Source organism: Lactobacillus sp. WILCCON 0059 (assembly GCF_057197985.1).
Map to the genome: position 1 here is coordinate 1,738,958 of NZ_JBUBHN010000001.1, position 16,857 is coordinate 1,755,814.

Annotated in this window: 20 protein-coding genes and 1 other RNA gene; 2 read left to right on the forward strand and 19 right to left on the reverse strand. The window is 52.0% G+C overall.

What is annotated here, in order from left to right; all coding sequences use genetic code 11:
* The 19 genes from rimI to ACYVUT_RS08220 all read right to left on the reverse strand — a co-directional run bounded on the left by rimI (position 1) and on the right by ACYVUT_RS08220 (position 13,931).
* Positions 1–531, reverse strand: a complete 531-nt coding sequence (gene rimI / locus ACYVUT_RS08130) for a ribosomal protein S18-alanine N-acetyltransferase (protein ID WP_484500590.1) — start codon at positions 529–531, stop codon at positions 1–3.
* A 4-nt stretch (positions 532–535) separates the two neighbouring features.
* Positions 536–1,258, reverse strand: a complete 723-nt coding sequence (gene tsaB, locus ACYVUT_RS08135) for a tRNA (adenosine(37)-N6)-threonylcarbamoyltransferase complex dimerization subunit type 1 TsaB (RefSeq protein ID WP_484500591.1) — start codon at positions 1,256–1,258, stop codon at positions 536–538.
* 17 nt (positions 1,259–1,275) lie between these two features.
* Entirely contained in the window at positions 1,276–1,806 is a 531-nt protein-coding gene (locus ACYVUT_RS08140; RefSeq protein WP_439775421.1) for a folate family ECF transporter S component, read from the reverse strand.
* 42 nt (positions 1,807–1,848) lie between these two features.
* The gene (locus tag ACYVUT_RS08145; RefSeq protein WP_484501820.1) at positions 1,849–2,598 is read right to left on the reverse strand and encodes an acyl-[acyl-carrier-protein] thioesterase; all 750 of its coding nucleotides are present in this window, start codon (positions 2,596–2,598) and stop codon (positions 1,849–1,851) included.
* Entirely contained in the window at positions 2,595–3,458 is an 864-nt protein-coding gene (rsmI, locus tag ACYVUT_RS08150) for a 16S rRNA (cytidine(1402)-2'-O)-methyltransferase (protein WP_439775423.1), read from the reverse strand. The genes ACYVUT_RS08145 and rsmI overlap by 4 nt, the downstream gene beginning before the upstream one ends.
* Complete coding sequence (gene yabA / locus ACYVUT_RS08155) at positions 3,458–3,790, reverse strand: DNA replication initiation control protein YabA (protein WP_050890498.1); 333 nt, start codon at positions 3,788–3,790, stop codon at positions 3,458–3,460. The genes rsmI and yabA overlap by 1 nt, the downstream gene beginning before the upstream one ends.
* 15 nt (positions 3,791–3,805) lie before the next feature.
* On the reverse strand, positions 3,806–4,678 hold the full coding sequence (locus ACYVUT_RS08160; RefSeq protein WP_484501821.1) for a DNA polymerase III subunit delta: 873 nt from the start codon (positions 4,676–4,678) through the stop codon (positions 3,806–3,808).
* Positions 4,678–5,004 carry a cyclic-di-AMP receptor gene (locus ACYVUT_RS08165; protein WP_439775425.1) on the reverse strand — a complete coding sequence of 109 codons (327 nt, stop codon included), beginning with the start codon at positions 5,002–5,004 and terminating at the stop codon, positions 4,678–4,680. Before ACYVUT_RS08165 ends, ACYVUT_RS08160 begins: the two co-directional genes overlap by 1 nt.
* Positions 5,005–5,015: 11 nt before the next feature.
* A complete protein-coding gene (tmk, locus tag ACYVUT_RS08170; protein WP_439775426.1) occupies positions 5,016–5,654 on the reverse strand; it encodes a dTMP kinase in 639 nt (212 codons plus the stop codon).
* Positions 5,655–5,783: 129 nt separating this feature from the next.
* Complete coding sequence (locus ACYVUT_RS08175) at positions 5,784–6,020, reverse strand: YaaL family protein (RefSeq protein ID WP_439775427.1); 237 nt, start codon at positions 6,018–6,020, stop codon at positions 5,784–5,786.
* A gap of 1 nt (position 6,021) precedes the next feature.
* Entirely contained in the window at positions 6,022–6,621 is a 600-nt protein-coding gene (recR, locus tag ACYVUT_RS08180) for a recombination mediator RecR (RefSeq protein WP_439775428.1), read from the reverse strand.
* A 1-nt stretch (position 6,622) separates the two neighbouring features.
* The gene (locus tag ACYVUT_RS08185; RefSeq protein ID WP_270449056.1) at positions 6,623–6,952 is read right to left on the reverse strand and encodes a YbaB/EbfC family nucleoid-associated protein; all 330 of its coding nucleotides are present in this window, start codon (positions 6,950–6,952) and stop codon (positions 6,623–6,625) included.
* Positions 6,953–7,022: 70 nt separating this feature from the next.
* Complete coding sequence (gene dnaX / locus ACYVUT_RS08190; RefSeq protein ID WP_484501822.1) at positions 7,023–8,831, reverse strand: DNA polymerase III subunit gamma/tau; 1,809 nt, start codon at positions 8,829–8,831, stop codon at positions 7,023–7,025.
* Between the two features lie 53 nt (positions 8,832–8,884).
* Positions 8,885–8,978, reverse strand: an RNA gene (ffs, locus tag ACYVUT_RS08195) — signal recognition particle sRNA small type.
* A 12-nt stretch (positions 8,979–8,990) separates the two neighbouring features.
* Positions 8,991–9,500, reverse strand: a complete 510-nt coding sequence (gene tadA / locus ACYVUT_RS08200; protein WP_439775430.1) for a tRNA adenosine(34) deaminase TadA — start codon at positions 9,498–9,500, stop codon at positions 8,991–8,993.
* Positions 9,500–10,102: a class I SAM-dependent methyltransferase gene (locus tag ACYVUT_RS08205; protein WP_484501823.1), complete on the reverse strand. Its 603-nt coding sequence runs from the start codon at positions 10,100–10,102 to the stop codon at positions 9,500–9,502. Before ACYVUT_RS08205 ends, tadA begins: the two co-directional genes overlap by 1 nt.
* Before the next feature lies 1 nt (position 10,103).
* Positions 10,104–10,634, reverse strand: coding sequence for a bifunctional pyr operon transcriptional regulator/uracil phosphoribosyltransferase PyrR (gene pyrR, locus ACYVUT_RS08210; RefSeq protein ID WP_484500597.1), 531 nt, complete (start codon positions 10,632–10,634; stop codon positions 10,104–10,106).
* A 109-nt stretch (positions 10,635–10,743) separates the two neighbouring features.
* Positions 10,744–13,596, reverse strand: a complete 2,853-nt coding sequence (locus ACYVUT_RS08215) for a hypothetical protein (RefSeq protein WP_484501824.1) — start codon at positions 13,594–13,596, stop codon at positions 10,744–10,746.
* Between the two features lie 56 nt (positions 13,597–13,652).
* Positions 13,653–13,931 carry a hypothetical protein gene (locus ACYVUT_RS08220; protein ID WP_484501825.1) on the reverse strand — a complete coding sequence of 93 codons (279 nt, stop codon included), beginning with the start codon at positions 13,929–13,931 and terminating at the stop codon, positions 13,653–13,655.
* A gap of 219 nt (positions 13,932–14,150) precedes the next feature.
* Between ACYVUT_RS08220 and ACYVUT_RS08225 the strand changes: the two genes are divergently transcribed.
* The gene (locus ACYVUT_RS08225; RefSeq protein WP_484501826.1) at positions 14,151–15,362 is read left to right on the forward strand and encodes an SLAP domain-containing protein; all 1,212 of its coding nucleotides are present in this window, start codon (positions 14,151–14,153) and stop codon (positions 15,360–15,362) included.
* Positions 15,363–15,490: 128 nt separating this feature from the next.
* Positions 15,491–16,675, forward strand: a complete 1,185-nt coding sequence (locus tag ACYVUT_RS08230) for an SLAP domain-containing protein (RefSeq protein WP_484501827.1) — start codon at positions 15,491–15,493, stop codon at positions 16,673–16,675.
* The last annotated feature ends 182 nt before the right edge of the window (positions 16,676–16,857 follow it).

A 16,857-nucleotide genomic window follows, 5' to 3' on the forward strand; every position in this document is an offset into this window, starting at 1 on the left:
TCAGTTCTTCTTTCTTAGATGGCAGATCATGTTCAAACCGTCGCTGTCAGGACGGTCATCATTGTTGTAGTAGTTCTTGCGGACAAAATTGTCTTCAAAGCCAAGCCGGCGGTAAAGTTCCTGGGCCTTCCTGTTTTCGACCCGCACTTCCAAAGTAACCGCCTTGAGGTCGGCAGACCTAGCCAGGTCTAAAACCGTCTGCACCAGGTAGCTCCCGATCCCCTGCCCTTGCTCTTTGGGCACCACCGCCAAAAAGGTAATGTGGGCTTTAGATAAACTGAAGCGGCAGCCGATGGCCCCGGCCAAAAACTCACCCTCAAGCAAAAGCAGGTAGAGGGAATCCCGGCGGCGCAGCTCTTCAGCAAAAACTTCCTCGTCCCAGGGCAGGCGGCCGGCGTAAACTTCTTTTTCCAGCAAAAGGAGGCGGGCAAGTTCGCCAGCCTCCGCTTTTTTTAAGCAGTATTCATGGCCGCTGATGCTGATTGCCCGGGGGGCGAACTGCACCAGGTCAGCTTTAAAGAATAGTCCCATAAGTCTAAACTTCTTCTACGTATGCACTGTCTGCTTCAAATTCCTGGCCGGTCTTCTTGGCCCAGTCGTACTCAGCCTGCGTCCGGCGCAAGTAGTTCGGCACGGCCTGATCCGGATCAAGGACCGGGGAATCTACCGCCAGGCGGCCAATGGCACTGGCATGCAGAAGGTTTTCCTGCCCTTCAGCCAGGCGCAAGTCCTTGTCGGCCAGACCTGCCGCGATTTCTTCCTGGTACTTGCTGAAGTCGCTGCCGACAAAAATTACCTTTTGGTCAGGCAGAGCCGCTACTTGCTTTAAGAGTTCACTTAAGTGGTAGTGGCCGTCAGCAAGCACTGCTTCCCGGCCCCGGTAGGCCCCGGCAAAAAAGTTCTTGTTTCTGGCGTCCAATGCCGCCACAACCAAGGCATCTTCACCGGCAAAGTTCTGAGCAAGAGCCTGCAAGGTTGAGACCCCGACCAGCTCTTTCTTCAAAATGCTGGCAAACATCTTAGCCGTGGTCAAACCAACTCTGAGGCCGGTATAAGAACCAGGCCCGATCGCTACCGCGAAACGGTCGATATCTTTTAGCGCCAGACCGTTTTCTTTCAGCAGGCTGGCGATGTCTGGATCAAGGTCAACGCTGTGGTTGCGCTGGTTTTCCTCGATCTTTTCGCTGACCACTTGGTCATCTTCATTCAAGGCAACGCTCAAATCGCTCGTTGCCGTCGAAATGCTTAAAATCTTCATTCTCTAACTTTTATTTCCTAAAACTTTCTACTCAGCTTGACCCGGGATAAGGCTTCCAGGACAAACCAAACCACAACCATCTGAATCCACGGGGTGATCATTTCCTTGAGGATCCGGCTGGACAAGGCTGTCATGAAGTTGGCACCATACATCATGCTGACCCAAAGGGTGTTCAAACCGATGTTGCAGATCACAGTGACGCAGATCACGGATGCAATGACCCGCCAAACTTGAACGGGCTTTTTGTACAAGAAGAAACCGTAGATCATCGGCCCCAAAGCAGCGGTCAAGGTATAACCAATAAAGAAGCCGCCCAGGTTGCCAAAAATCGCGGATGATACCAAGTCGCTCAAGGCACCGCCGGCAAAGCCCCACCAAGGCCCGAACAAGTAGCCCAGCATGACGCTGCCGATAAAGCCAAGGCCCACCTGCAAGGTAGCATCCCCAACCTTAAACTGCTCTAAAACCACCTTGATGGCGATAACCATGGCCAGCAAGACCAGCTCCCGCAGCTCCAGCTTGCTGCTTACTTTTGATTCACTTTTCACAAGACTGTCCTCCTAAAAAATGGCTTAACAAAAACAACTGAATCAGTCTCTATTAAAACACATTTTTTGCCAGTTTACCTCACAAAGTGCCATAACTTCACCTTGCCTAGTAATGGCGTGACAGGTCTTGACAGCGCTGTCTTCTGTTTCCTGCATAACCTGGCAGGCAACTTCATCGCCGTATTTGATTTCCTTCTCAAACTTAATGGCCAGCTCTTTTGGCTCATGGCTGTTGACAAAATCCCGCGGCAGACTGTCGACGATCCAGTCCAGGTAGTGGGCATTGTTGACGTGGTGGTTGGAATCCAGGTCATAGTAGTAGGCCCGGTAGATCTTTTCGTCTGAATATTCCTCTTTTGGCCGCAGTTTCTTGAAGCGGGGCATCTTGGCCAAAAGGGGTGCTCCCAGCTGCCCGGCGATTTTTTCATCGCTAGGCAAAAGCTTTCTGGTCTGTAAATCAAACAAAATCCACTGGCTGTGGGCGATGACCAGGTCATTCCCTGCTTCGTCCTCGATGCCGAAGTCCCGGTAGGACAAAAAACGGTTGTAGCCAACCGCTTCAGTCCAAACCTTGACCTTTTGCCTGGCCCGGGGCAGGTCCGTAAATTCAAATTCGTACTGGGTGACTACCCAGCCCATTCCCCGCTTTTTCATAGCGTCAGCTCCGCCTAAAGTAGGCGCCAGCTGGCCTTCAGACGTTTCCATCATCAGGTCGATCATTCTGGGCAATTTCAGCTGGCCGCTTTCCCCGCAGTCAGCGTATTCCAGCTGGTAATCCTTGTAATATCTCATTTTGCCCCCTCTTGGTGATAGCGGTCATAGAGCTCGTTTTTAGAAACTCCCTGGCTCTTGGCCACCTGCTTGATGGCATCCTTTTTAGAAACGCCCTGGTCTACCTGTTCTTTTACCATGTCTACCAGGTCAGTCCAGTCCAGGGTCTTTTCTTCCGTATTTGGCGATACCAAAACGACGAACTCGCCTCTGGGATCAACTTCCTTAAAGTGCTGGATGACTTCTTCCAAGCTGCCGCGGACGAATTCTTCATGAATCTTGGTCAGTTCTCTGGCGCAGACGATCTGCCGGCTGCCAGGAATTACTTCCGCCATCTGTTCCAGAGTCTTCAAGAGCCGGTGAGGTGCCTCATAAAAAATTGAGGTAGCTCTTGAAGCATTGATTTCTTCTAAAAATGGCCGCTGCTGGCTGGCCTTGCGGGGCAAAAAGCCGTAGTAGGTAAAAGGCTGCCCGTCAAAACCGGAAGCGATCAAGGCCGTGGCAAAAGCCGACGGGCCTGGCAGGGGAACGACTGGAACATTGTTTTTAATGCATTCCTGGACCAAAATATAGCCGGGATCGGAAATCACCGGCATGCCGGCATCGCTGATCTCGGCGATTGTGGCCCCATCCTGCATCAACTTGACCAGTTCAGGCGCCTTTTCTTTTGAGTTGAACTTGTGAAAGGCCACCATTTTGTTGTGAATGCCCAGCCGGTCCAGCATGATGCCGCTGGTTCTGGTGTCTTCGGCGGCAATGTAGTCAGCCTCTTCCAGAATCCGCTTGGCCCGGATCGTAATGTCTTCCAGGTTGCCGATGGGCGTAGGCACCAAATAGAGCTTGCCCTGCTGGTCATCCGCGTAGCTGTGTTGCGTTTGCATTATTTGTGCACCGACTTCTTTCCAAAATTATCCAAAATATCCAGGCAAAACATGCAGTCCGCGCTGGGATCACGGTGGGTCCCGTAGTACATGTTGCAAATATGGTAGCCAGACTGGTAGATCTGCTTGAGCATGGCCATCCCGCTCTGGCTCTTGCCTTCGTGTTCTTTAACAGTCAATTTGTCCAGCTTCTCGCGCAAAAGCTGGTTTTCAACCTTGAGCTCGGTATTTTCCTTCAAGCTCTCCAGCACCTCCTGCTGCAGGGAGTCCATGCTCTTAAGCATGCGTTCCATCTGCTGCTGCAGCTGCTGCAATTTAGTATATGGGTCCACTTTCCTTACCTGCCTTTACTGCTGCCACTTTAAGGCCAAATAGTCCAAATTGTTCAAAAAGCCGACATTGCTCTGCCGCATCCGGTCAACCTGCATTAAGTCTGCCAAAAAATCTGCTGCTTCCTGGTAGTCACCCTTTGCCAGGTCCTTTTCGCCCCATTTCTTGAGCAAAATCCAGACATACTTTTCCCAGGCCTTGGTCCCCTGCTTTTGCTTTTTAACCAAGCCCGCCAGCTGGTGGGCAGACACGATGGCCAAAGAGTCATGCTCGCGGAGTTCCTGGTAAAAGTATTTGACCGCCTGGTCGATCTCCTGGCTGCTTTTAACCTGGTCAACTTCTTCCTGGCTCATGCCATTGGCCAAAAGGAGCCTGTCTTTGCTGGAAGCTGCCTGCTGGCTGAAATTGATGATCTGAGTCCTGGACTTGATCGTCGGCAGAATCTGCCCGCCATTATTGGCAATCAAAAAAGTGACTACCGGAGCAGCTGGCTCTTCCAGCAGGTTGAGCAGGGCGTTTGCGGCCGGCAGGGTCAGCTTCTGGGCATGGTTGATCACGAAGTAGCGCCGGTCGCCTTCCAAGGGGCTTTTGGCTAATTCCTGCTTAAGTGGCCGGATCTGATCAATCGCGATCGACTGCTTGTTTTCTTCTGTATCGATCAAAAAGACGTCCGGGTGGTTGCCTTCCAGAATCCGCCGGCAAGCCGGGCAGGTTCCGTCCGGCTTCTCTTCGCCCGTGCAGTTCACGTAGCAGATCAGCCAGTAGGCAGTGTTTAAGGCTTCCCCCTCATCGCTTGACAAGAGCAGGTAGGCATGCGACAGCTGCCCCCGGTCCTGGGCTTGCTTGAGCTGCCGGGATTCGGCCCCGCCAATTTGCTTTAAATCCAGCATTAAAAGTGGAGGAACTGGTCAACCGGCAAGACGAAGACCGTCGCGCCGCCGACCGTGATGTTGACCGGTTCAATCGGCTGCTCGAAGGAAATGCCTGGGTGCAGGCCAGGGTTGATCGTTTCTTCTCTGGTTTGGGAATGCTCTTCGATCAGCTTTAAAACGTCTTCAACGTCTTCATCTTCCACCCCAAGCAAGAAGGTGGTGTTGCCTTCACGCAAAAAGCCGCCCGTTGACGCCAGTTTAGTGGCGCCGACATTGTTGTCGACAAAAGCTGCCTGCAGGCGCTTGGCGTCTTCAGACTGGACAATGGCAATGATCAGTTTCATCTTGATCCCCCCTAAAACAATTCTGGAAATCTGCTTTTCACCAGTTTAACACTTGCAGCCACGACTTGCGGCAAATCTTGACTCGCGTCGACCACTTTTATCCGGTCCGGTTGTTTTTGATTGACTTTCTGGTAGCCCTGGTAGACCTTTTCATGGAAGTCCAGCTTCTCTTGTTCCAGCCGGTCTTCACTGCCTGACCGGGCCTTGGCGATTCTGGCCAGGCCCTGGGCCGGGTCCAAATCCAAAAAGATGGTCAGGTCCGGCTCCAAGTGGCCGGTGGCAAAGGCATTGATCTGGGCTACTTCATCAATCCCCAGTCCCCGCCCCTGGCCCTGGTAGGCCAAAGAAGAGTCGACGAAGCGGTCGGAGATGACCAGGTCTCCCCGCTTTAAAGCGGGATTGATGATCTCGCTGACGTGCTGGGACCGGCTGGCCGCGTAGAGCAGGGCCTCGGTCTTGGCGTTCATTTCGGTGTTGGCCGGGTCCAGGATGATGTCGCGGATTTTTTCAGCAATTTTTGACCCGCCTGGCTCCCGCGTTACCAAAATCTCCCGCTTGCACTGGCCCTTGATGGCCTTGACGACTTCATTGATCACTGTCGTTTTGCCGGCGCCGTCGGGACCTTCAAAAGTGATAAAGTAACCTTGCATTTGTTCTTGCCTCCTAACTATCTATTTTACAGAACTAAGGCTAGTATTTACAGAGTTAACTTCCCACTAAATCTAGTAGGTAAAAATTGCAAAAAAATAATCCCCCGAAATTGAGGGATTAATACGCTTCTATTGGGAAATGGCGTTGGTGACGCCGGTATATGAAGCATGGCGGTAGCGAGCCTCATCGTATAAAAAGGCATACTCAGCTCTTAAAATCTTGTCCGCCACGATATTGTCGTCAGACATGTCCAGGGTCGTGTTGTCCAGGCCCTTGCTGAGGCTGATTTCCTGCTGCAGCTTTTCCACCAAAGCCATCAGCTTCTCATCTTCTGCTTGCTTGATTTTGTCGCTGTGCTTATTCATGCTATAGCTCCGTTCTTCCTTGAACTGCCCGCTTCAAAGTGATCAAGTTGGCGTACTCAATGTCTGAGCCGACCGCCAGCCCCGCGGCCAGGCGGGTGACCTTAAGGCCAGCCGGCTTGATCAAGCGGGAGATGTACATGGCCGTTGACTCCCCTTCAGGGGTGGAATTAAGGGCCAGGATGACTTCTTTGGCGTCATCGTTTTTCTGCAGGCGGACGATCAAGGACTTGATATTGATCTGCTCCGGCCCGATCCCGTCCATCGGGGACAAGACCCCGTGCAGGACATGGTAGAGGCCGTCATATTCGCCCATGTTTTCAAAGGCCATCACGTCCTTGGCTTCTTCAACCACCATGATGGTTGACCGGTCCCGGGCAGGATTGCTGCAGATGGCGCAAGGGTCCTGCTCGGTGATGTTGCCGCAGATTGAGCACTGACGCAGTTTTTCCTTAACGTCAACTAAAGACTGAGCGAATTCGTCCACGTCTTCTTTAGGCATGTCCATGGCGTAAAAGGCCAGGCGGGTCGCCGTCTTTTCACCGATGCCCGGCAGTTTCATGAAGGAATCGATCAAGCGGGCAATTGGCAGTGGGTATTGCAAATTACATCAAGCCTTTCGTGTACTTGCCCAGGCTCTGCTGGGTTGCCTGGTCGATCTGCTTCAAGCCCTTGTTGACGGCGTCGATGACCAGATCTTCCAGCATGTCCGGGTCATCCGGGTCAATAGCTTCCGGCTTGATGGACAAGCTCTTTAAAGTCCGGTCGCCGGTAAAAGTGGCGACTACCATGTCATCAGCTGCCTTGCCGGTGAATTCCTGGGTCGTGATGTTTTCCTGTTCCTGGGCCATTTGTTCCTGCAGCTTCTTGGCTTGCTTCATCATCTGCTGCATGTTCATGCCGCCCATTCCTGGGAAAGCTGGTCTCTTGCTCATGAAAAAAATCTCCTTTTTGTTTCGTTTTTATCTGCTTAATTTTAACGCGAAAAAAGTTTTTTGGCGAATATTAGTCCTTGATCTGGGCCAGAGAGCCAAAAAGTTCTTCTGCCTTGCTTACGACCGCATCATCTTCCGGCGGAGCCTGGTCCGGCAAAGGCGGCTCAGGAGCTGCTTCTTCTGCCGGGGCCGGCTGGGCCTTGGCCCGAAGCTGGCTAGCGTGTTCTTTGATGAAGTCCTGGCGGATCTTCGGCCATGCTTTTTCATCAACGATGGCGATGGTCCAGCTCTCCTTGGTCAATTGCTCCAGGTCAGCTTTCAGCGTTGCTAAAAATTCCTGCGGATTTGTGGCCAGCTGCCAGGCCCGTGACTGGCTGGACAAAAGAACTGCCCGGTCGCTGGCCGCGATCGGCTGCAAAAAGCCCAAGACCGTCTTGGCTGGTTCGGCCAGCATGCTTGGCAAGTCCCGGTCCCAGAGGTTGCGGGCCTCGGCTAAGCCGGGCTTGGTGGCCTGGCTTAAGACCGCGTAGATCTCTTCCTTGCTGCTGGTGATCTCGGCCTGCAGATTTTCAGCTTGTTGCTGCCTTTCAGCTGCCTGCTGGGCCACTTCAGTTGCCCCGCCCTTTTGCGTGTAGAGCTGCTGGTTGAGCTGGAAGACATGGCGGGGACTGAAGCCCTGGCTTGGCCGCTGACTCAACTGCTGGACCTGCTGGGTTAGCTGGTGGACTTGTTCTTTCAAGACTTTGACCTGCCGCTCTAAGGCCGGGTCACTGGCTGAAGGCGTTGCGGCTTGCTGGCCTGCCTGGCTATTTTGCCGCTTCTGGCTGGCCTGGACTAAAAAGACCTCCAAAGGAATCTGCTGCTGGTTGGTAAAGCGGAGGCTGCCCAGGGCGTCATTAGCCTGGTCAATAATCTGACTGAAGCGGCCTGGGCCTTGCTGGGCAATTTCCTGGGCAAAGTCTTCCGTCAGGAATTCCCCCTGCCCCGTTTTGCCATAAAGCATGGCCTGGACGGCCAGGCTGATGATTTCGTTTAAGATGTTCTGGGCACTGGCCCCGTCCTGAATGGCGGATTTGGCCAAGTCCAGAGCCTGCTGGCTGTCCCCGTTTAAGAGGGCCAAAAGGAGCTTTTCAATTTGCTCCTGGGCGGCAAAGCCGGTGACCTCCAGGGCGTCTTCGTAGCGGACTGAGCTTTTTTCAAAAGAAAGAAGCTGGTCCAAAATACTCAAGGCGTCCCGCATCCCCCCGTCAGCGACCTGGGCGATGACCTTTAAGGCCTTGTCCTCGTATTCGACCCCTTCCTGGCCCAGGATGTATTCCATCCGCTTGACCATGGCCTCGTTAGAGAAGCGCTTGAAGTTGTAGCGCTGGGTTCTGGAGATGATGGTGGCCGGCACCTTCTGCAGTTCAGTTGTCGCCAAAATGAAGACGACGCTGGCCGGCGGCTCTTCCAAAGTCTTCAAAAGGGCGTTGAAGGCCGAAATCGACAGCATGTGGACTTCGTCGATGATGTAAACCTTGTACTTGCCTTCAGTTGGGGCATAGTGGACCTTGTCTAAAAGGTCGCGGATTTCGTCAACGCTGTTGTTTGAGGCCGCGTCCATTTCGATGATGTCCGGCATTGCCCCCTTGTCTGCGGCCAGGCAGTTGCTGCACTCGTTGCAGGGCTCGCCCTCTTGCAGGTTCAGACAGTTCAAGGCCTTGGCAAAAATCTTGGCGCATGAGGTCTTCCCCGTCCCCCGCGGGCCGGCGAAAAGAAAGGCATGCGAGACCTTGCCCCGGATAAGTGAATTCTTGAGGGTATCGGTAATGGCTTCCTGCCCAACCACATCATCAAAGGTGCGCGGGCGCCATTTGCGATACAAAGCTTGATAAGCCATACATTCTCCCCGTAATGAAAAAGCTCCTAGCCCCGAAGAGCTAAGAGCCTGTTAATTGCTAAATAAAGGGCACATGCCCAAGCGACCTTAGTGCTGCTACCTTCCGGTCCTGACACGCTTCGGAGGTCGAACATTGCCCAACCAATATTGTAACCTAAACTAATCCTTTTGGCAATTTTCCTGGGCTTTTTTTGCCAATTTTTGCTTGCGGCGGATTTCCCGGAAGAAATCTTTCAAAAGCTGGGCTCCCTGGTCTTTGTAAAGACCCCGGATGACCTTGGGATGGTGGTTGAATTTTTCCACGCTGAAGAGGTCAACCACGCTGCCGGCAGCGCCGGCTTTGGGGTCCATGGCCGCGAAGTAGACTTCCTTGATCCGGGAGTTGATAATGGCTCCGGCGCACATGGCGCAAGGCTCCAGGGTAACAAAGAGGCTGCAGTCGATCAGGCGCCAGGAGTCAAGCTTTTGGCAGGCTTCCTTAATGGCCAGGATTTCGGCATGAGCCGTCCCGTCTTCATCCAGCTCCCGCCGGTTGTAGCCCCGGCCGATGATCTGCCCGTCTGGGCCCACGACAACGGCCCCAATGGGAACCTCATCTTGCAAGCGGGCCTTTTCCGCTTCAGCAAAGGCTGCCTCCATATAGGTCTTTTTCTCTTCGCTTGAATACATTATTTCTTCACGCTCTTTAAAATGTAGTAGCCCTTGTCCCGGGTCAAGATTTCGCAGTTGCCAAAAGATGCTGCCATCAGCTTTTTCGCGCTCGGTGCCCCCTGCTTTTTCTGGATGACGACCAGCAAAATCCCGCCTTCTAACAGGTGGTCCTTGGCTTCTGCCAAGATGCTGGACCAGATGGCTTTGCCGGCCCTAATCGGCGGGTTGGTCACGATCATGGCATATTGGCCAGTAACTTCTTGGTAGCGGTCTGAGGAAAAAATATTGACGTTGCCTGCCCCATTGGCCGCCGCGTTTCTTCTGGCCAGATCCATAGCCCGCTCGTTGACGTCAACCATGTCGACTTGGCGGTCTGGCCACTTTTTAGCGGCAAAAAGGCCGATCGGGCCATAGCCGCAGCCGACATCCAGGATATTGCCGCCTGGCAAATCCTGGTCCAGCATCTGCTCAATCAAGACCCCGCTGCCGTAGTCGACCCGGTTTTTGGAAAAAACGCCGGCATCCGTGGTCAAGTTCAAATTAATGCCGTTAAGGTGGTAGTTGACATGGTGCTCGTCATGGCTGGCCGTGGGATTTTCAGTAAAGTATTGTTCAGCCATCTTATGCCTCGCTGATCTTTACGGCGTCTTCGCCGTCGATTTCACTGACCTGGACCTGGACGTCCTCGCTGGCCGCCGTCGGGATGTTCTTGCCGATGAAGTCCGGCCGGATCGGCAGTTCCCGGTGGCCCCGGTCGATCAAGACAGCCAGAGCGATCTTAGCAGGCCGGCCCTGGTCCATAATCGCGTCAAGGGCTGCCCGGATGGTCCGGCCGGTGTAAAGGACATCGTCAACCAGAATGACCGTCTTGCCGGTCAAGTCAAAGGAAGTGTCAAAGCTGGCGATAGCCTTGGCCTTTTCTTCCCGGCTGAGGTCGTCGCGGTAGGCGGAGATGTCCAAAGACAGGACTGGCAGCTGGCTGTCTTCGATCTTGGCCAGGCGGTCGCCGATTCTTTGGGCCAGGTACCAGCCCCGGGTCTTGATCCCGATTAAAACCAGGTTTTCCGTCCCCTGGTTTCTTTCTACGATTTCGTAGCTCATTCTGGTCAGAGCCCGGCGGATCCCCGCTTCATCCATAATTTTTTTGCTCATTTTTATTCTCTCCGTATTGTAGTTTTTCTTTCTATTCTACTTTTTGTGTCAGTTGCTGTTTCTTTTATCTGTTAAAAAAGCATCGCTAACCATTTTATAAGACTGGCCCTTATTCAGTCAAATTCCGCCAGTTCTTTTCATAAGCGCTGGCCACCAGGTCCAGGTACTTGTCATAGTCAAGCGAGTTCAAAATTGCTTCCTGCTCTTCAGCTGCAAGCAGGTTGACCGCCCGGTTTTCCACGTGCATGGACCAGTCAGGTGACAAATTAGGAATCTTCTGGACGGCAGCCTCCCGGCCCTTGGCCAAGTTTCCCAGGCCGTTAGCCTTAAGAACGGCCAGGGCTTCTTGATCATGCTGAATTACGGCTTCCCCGCTTCTCTTGCGCTTGTTCAGCATGGCCGGGGTCAGCTTTTTAGCCGCGGCGGAATACAGGTGGACCGTCTTAGGCAGGCCGTCTTGGTAGATAAAAACCCGGTTGTAGCGCTGCAAGATTAAAAGCTGGCCGGCATCCCCCCGGCCGAAAATGCAGTTGGCCCGCTCCTTGCTGTGGTTGGCTGAAAGGACATTTTGAAACATTCTGAGCCGGTGGGCCGGGTCTGGGAAGGCTTCCTTGGCTTCCTCCAGAATCTGCCGGCCAAGGTCACGGTCAAAATGCGCCGCCAGGTCTGTTCTTTTTTCCAGCAGATAGCGGCTAAGGGCCCAGTCGATAATGGCCGGGTGGGCCAGGGACTTGGTCGGGCTGGTGTCCTTCCGGCAGGCCAGGCTGCCTGAAGCTGACAGGACCTTGGTCAAGTCCGGGCTGGCTTCCAGGCGGTTGTTGGAGTCTTTGGAGACCAGGTAGAGTTCTTCCGGGACAATCTCCACCCCAATTTCAGCAGCTTCTTTAGCCAGAATCTTCCGGTTTAAGTCCGCATCTAAGACTGAATAAAGGCCATCAGTATTGGTCGACACGATCCGGGCTCCGGCATAGGTCTGGGCCTGGCCAATCATATAAGTGAAGAGCTGGCCAATGATCCGCATGGACCGGATTCGGTTGTTCATTCTAATGGAGGACGGCACCCGCCCTTCTCTAGGATCAGCGGCCCCGGTAGCTGAGTTTAAGATCAGCTTGGTCCCTTCTCTTTCGATATTGAACATCCGCCGCTCTTCTGCACTGTATTGGGGATCAGTCCGCTTTTTGTCCAGTTCCTGCTTTCTTTCAAAGATTGCCGTATACCGGTCTTCACCTAAGCGGTCATTGTAAAAAGCATTCAAGCGTCGGAGCATGTTTGGATAGTAGGAGGTAAAGTCTTCGTGATTGGTCAGGTCGCTTGAAGTAAAGGCGTAGCGGTCATCCAGTCTGACCCGGCCCCCCTGCTTTTTGAAAACGGATGGTTCATCTTGACTGAAGTCGCGCCAAAACTGGCCCCGGTCGGCCGGATCTGTCTGCTCCATCAGCTTGATCGTTGCCTTAGTGGTCAAGAAGGTCTGGTACTTTTCCACCCGGCCGTCTGGCAGGGTGACTTCCCTGGCCTTACGCAGGTCCAGGGGATCCGGGTAAAGCTTTTGCACATAAGCCAGGTCAGCCTGCTTTTTCTCCCAAAGGGCATGGTCCTTTAAATAAAGCTCTTTATTGTACTCTGACCCATGCAGGCCGCCGACAGAGAAAGTAATGTAGCAAGTCGACGGCTGACCATCTTTTTGGTAGTAGAAAAGGTTGGTGTCTTCGTCTTCAACCTCACTTAAGTCGCTGACCGGCAGGGCCTGGTCGCCGTAATCTTCCTGGTATTCCTTTGAGGGGTTGAAGTTCTTGCCGGCAAACTGCTTGTAGTAGTCATAGACCCGGTCAAACTTCTTGCGCAAGTTTTCGTCCTCAAAGAGCTTGTAGAAAAATTCCCGGCTTTCTTCCAGAATGTCTCTCTGCTTTTCCCCCGTCTTTGCCGCCACGCTGGCAGCCGGGTACAAAAATGAAACGGCCCGGTCGTCTTTTAAGCGGCCATATGGGCAAATAGTCCGGCGGGCAAAGTTGGCGGAAGTAGAATCAATGGTCAAGCGGTCTTTTCTGACAAATTCCGGGCCGATTTTAGGCTTGTAGCTGCTTCCGTCTTCTTGGTAGATCAAGTCCGGATACTGACCCAGGAGGCCCTTTTTCAAAATAAACTGCCCTTGGTAGTAAGGATGGCAGAAAAGCTCCTTCAAGTTGACCACGTCAGAGACATTGTAGGCAATGAGATCTGCCAGTTCTTCGGGACTGGTCAAGTAGTCCTGGCCAGGCTTTAATTTGTCACTTTCCAGAATCTGCCAGCCCAACATCCCCAAAAGCCGCTTGAGGCCAACCCGTCTTTGCCGCTCATTGAGCTGGGCCACATCGATGTGGCGGCCGGACATTTGGAAATTTTTGGCAACTAAGCCCATGGTCTTATCCTGCCAGAGGCGCAGGCGCATGTTGCCGATATAGCGGCTGAAGAGCTCATCGTTAAAGTCTCGCATCTCCCTGGCCGTCACGGCTGAAAATCTGTCCCGCTTGCCGTTTTCGCCAGGCTGCCAGGCTCTAGTGAAGTAATAAGCCAGCATGGTTAAGTCGTAGTTGCTGGAGTTGTAGCCCAGCAAGTATGGCGCTTTTTCTTCCTGGTAGCCTTTATCGGTATCGCAGACCGGGCGGAACTGGTCCGGAAAAGAGGACGGGGCTTGGGGATCATTGACATACTGAGCATCTGAGACGCCAAAGGTCTGGGCCAGGCGGGCGGCAGCTGAGCTTGTCCGGAGATTGTAGTAGTAGATCTCTCCTTTAAAATTCTGGTTCTTCTCCCGGATCCGTTGGGCAGCAGCCTTCTTAAAGTCCAGGCTGTCTTCGTCATTTAAAGCAGGATCATCGACTATATAATAAATGTCGACCCGCTGGTCGTCTGGCCGGTAGCAAGACAGGGTAAAGGCATTGGTCAAAGATTCGATATCGTAAAAGTATGAATTGAGTTGGCTCATTTTTTCCTCCAGTCTTTTACCAATATTTTAGCAAAAAGCAAGAAAAAAGCGGGCCATCAGGTCCGCTCCCGTTCTTTGCCGTGCAGCTGCTCATAGCGCTCCAGCGACATTGAAGTTACGTGATAATTCTTGCAATAAGGGCACCGGTAAGCCCGAATCGGCATCGGCCGCCAGTGTTCATGGTTGATTTCGCGAAGGTGAACGGTCACTTCTTCTTTATAAAGAAACAGATCGGCATCGAACTTCGTCTTAAAGGCCCGCTTGCCGCTCGGACAAATCAGCAGACGGCTGCGGCGTGCCCGGCGGTAAGCCTTGTTAGCTTGACTCTTTGTCATTGCCACGCCCCCTTACTCTTTTCAGAAGTAAAACAGCAAATCACTGAATTCTTATCTTAATATTCACTTTCTAGCTTGATTTTAGCACCATTGACCGGCCAGCTCAATTAATATCACTTTTTACCTAGTTTTTGGTAAGCGCTCTATTGTTTTTTAATAAAATAAGGGCGATAATAAACTAGTGTGCAAAGAATATTTCATGAATTCTTAGGAGGCAAAATGAGAAAATTAACTAAGTCTGTCGTGACTGCCTTGTCACTGGCAACCGCAACCCTGTCAGTTATCCCACAAGCAGCCGCTCCGGCCCAGGCAGCTACTCAGACCAAGACCAGCAAGGAATACGTAAATGGCAGCTATACTGTAGCCGCCAGCTTCTACGACAGCGGCAGCAAGGTTTATTCAACTGAAGCCAGCTTTTTGACGGCAGCCGCTGCTAAGGTCACGATCAAGAGCAAGAAGATTTCTTCAGTGTCCTTCACCCTGGCCAAGGACAGCCCGGTCTACAGCGACCTGACCATCAACGGTTCCAAGGCCAAGACCAGCACTGGCAAGGACGGCAGCGTAACCTACACCTTCGCGGCCGGTGCTTACCAAACCAGCACTAAGACCGCCACTTTCACGGTCAACGGCAGCAAGTTCAGCGCTGACGTTGTCTTCAGCGCTTTGCCAAGTTCAGCAACTGTAACCGTTACTGAAACCTCAGCAGTGGTCAAGAAGAAGGTACAAAAGACCTCAGCCGTTTACAACCGTGACGGTGCTAAGACCAAGTACAAGTCAATCAAGGCCGGCAAGACTGTTACTACTTACGGCACTTTGACCCGGGGTACTACTAAGTACTACAAGGTTTCCAAGACTGAAAATAAGTACATCAAGGCTTCCAACGTTGACGGCCGCTACATTACTTTAAAGAACGCTGCTGCCGTTTACACCAAGGACTTGAAGAAGACCAAGACCAGCTACAAGAAGGGCAAGAAGGTTTACGCTTACGCCTACGCTATCTTGGGCGGGGAAAAGTACTACAAGCTTGGCACTAACAAGTACATCAGCGCTTTGAACGCTGACGGCCGCTACATCACTGTCAAGCACGGCGCGGCTGTTTACAGCAAGGACTTGAAGAAGACTGGCTCTTCATATGGTGAAGGCAAGAAGATCTTGACCTTCGGCCGGACGACTTTGAGCAACAAGAAGAAGTACTACCAAGTTGGTCAAAACAAGTTCATCGTTGCTTCCAACGTTGACGGGACTACCCGGACTTTGAAGAAGAATGCCTACATCTACAAGAAGTCCAAGGGCAAGGCAGTTCGCTACAAGAAGTACGTCTTGAAGAAGAACAGCCACCGCAAGACTTACGGCAGCGCCGTAACCATCAAGGGCAAGAAGTACTACATCATCTCAGTTGGCCAATACGTGGTTAAGTCCAACTTCCGCTAAAACTGGATATACTAAAAAAGGTTCTGCTTTTGCAGAATCTTTTTTGATTGTTTTTTAATTTAAGAAGGACGATAATAAATTAATATCCAGAATAGATTGTTCAATAAATTAGGAGACAAGATTCAAGCATGAAAAAGTTAAGCAAATCCATCGTGACTGCCCTGTCACTGGCCACGGCCACCTTGTCCGTGATTCCACAGGCAGCTCCAATCCAGGCAGCAAGTAAGACCAAGACCAGCACAGAATACAAGGACGGCAGCTACACGGTAATGGTCACTGTAGAGAACCTGGGCAACAACATTGATGTTCCTTCCAACTTTTTCCCTTCAGCCACGGTAACGATCAAGAACCATAAAATTGCTTCCGTGTCGATTGACGTAGATGATATTGACGACGAGGGCGAATACTATGTCCAGGTCAATGATGAAGTTGCGATTGGTGAGACGAAGACCTTAACCTTTGACGGCTCTGCCTACAAGAACGGCCTGCAAAACGCAAATATCAACGTCAATGGCGATCCATCATACTGCAACATCACTTTTGGCGACCTGCCTGGCTCAGCCTTCGAGACGGTTACTGAGACTTCAGAAACAGTTAAGAAAGTCGTCAAGCGGACCGCGGCGGTTTACGACAGAAATGGCGCGAAGACCAAGGACAAGGCCATCAAGGCTGGCACAAGCATCACCACTTACGGGACTTTGACCCGGGGAAACGTCAAATACTATAAAATCTCCAAGACTGCTAACAAGTATGTTCAGTCATCCGACGTTGACGGCCGCTACATCACTTTGAAAAACGCGGCTGATGTTTACACCCAGAGCCTGGAAAAGACAGATGTCAGCTACAAGAAGGGCCAAAAGGTCTACGCTTACGCCTACGCCATCTTGGGCGGGGAAAAGTACTATAAGCTGGGCACTGACCAGTACATCAGCGCTTTGAAAGCTGACGGCCGCTACATCACGGTCATGCACAGCTCTGCCGTTTACAGCAAAGACTTGAAGAAGACAACTTCTTCTGTCGCTGAAGGCAAGAAAATCCTGACCTTCGGCCGGACGACTATTAAGAATAAGAAGTATTACCAAACCGGCTACAACTCCTTCATCTCTGCTTCAAACGTTGACGGGACTACCCGGACCTTGAAGAAGAACGCTTATATCTACAAGAAGTCCAAGGGTAAGGCTGTCCGCTACAAGAATTATGTATTGAAGAAATACAGCCAAAAGCAGACTTACGGCAGCGCCGTGTCAATCAAGGGCAAGAAGTACTACATCGTCGGCGTCGGCCAATATGTGACTAAGTCCAGCTTTCAGTAAGAGCTAACTTAGCAAAAAAAGACAAAAACGGCAGGTCAATAAAGATCTGCCGTTTAGTTTTTCTTTAGCATTTCCACAGCTTTTTTTAGCAAGCTGTTCATCAAATGACCACGCTTGCCCGTTATCCTTACAGTACAAGTTCAAAAGAACTTGCTACTAAGCAAAGGAGGCAAAAACTATGC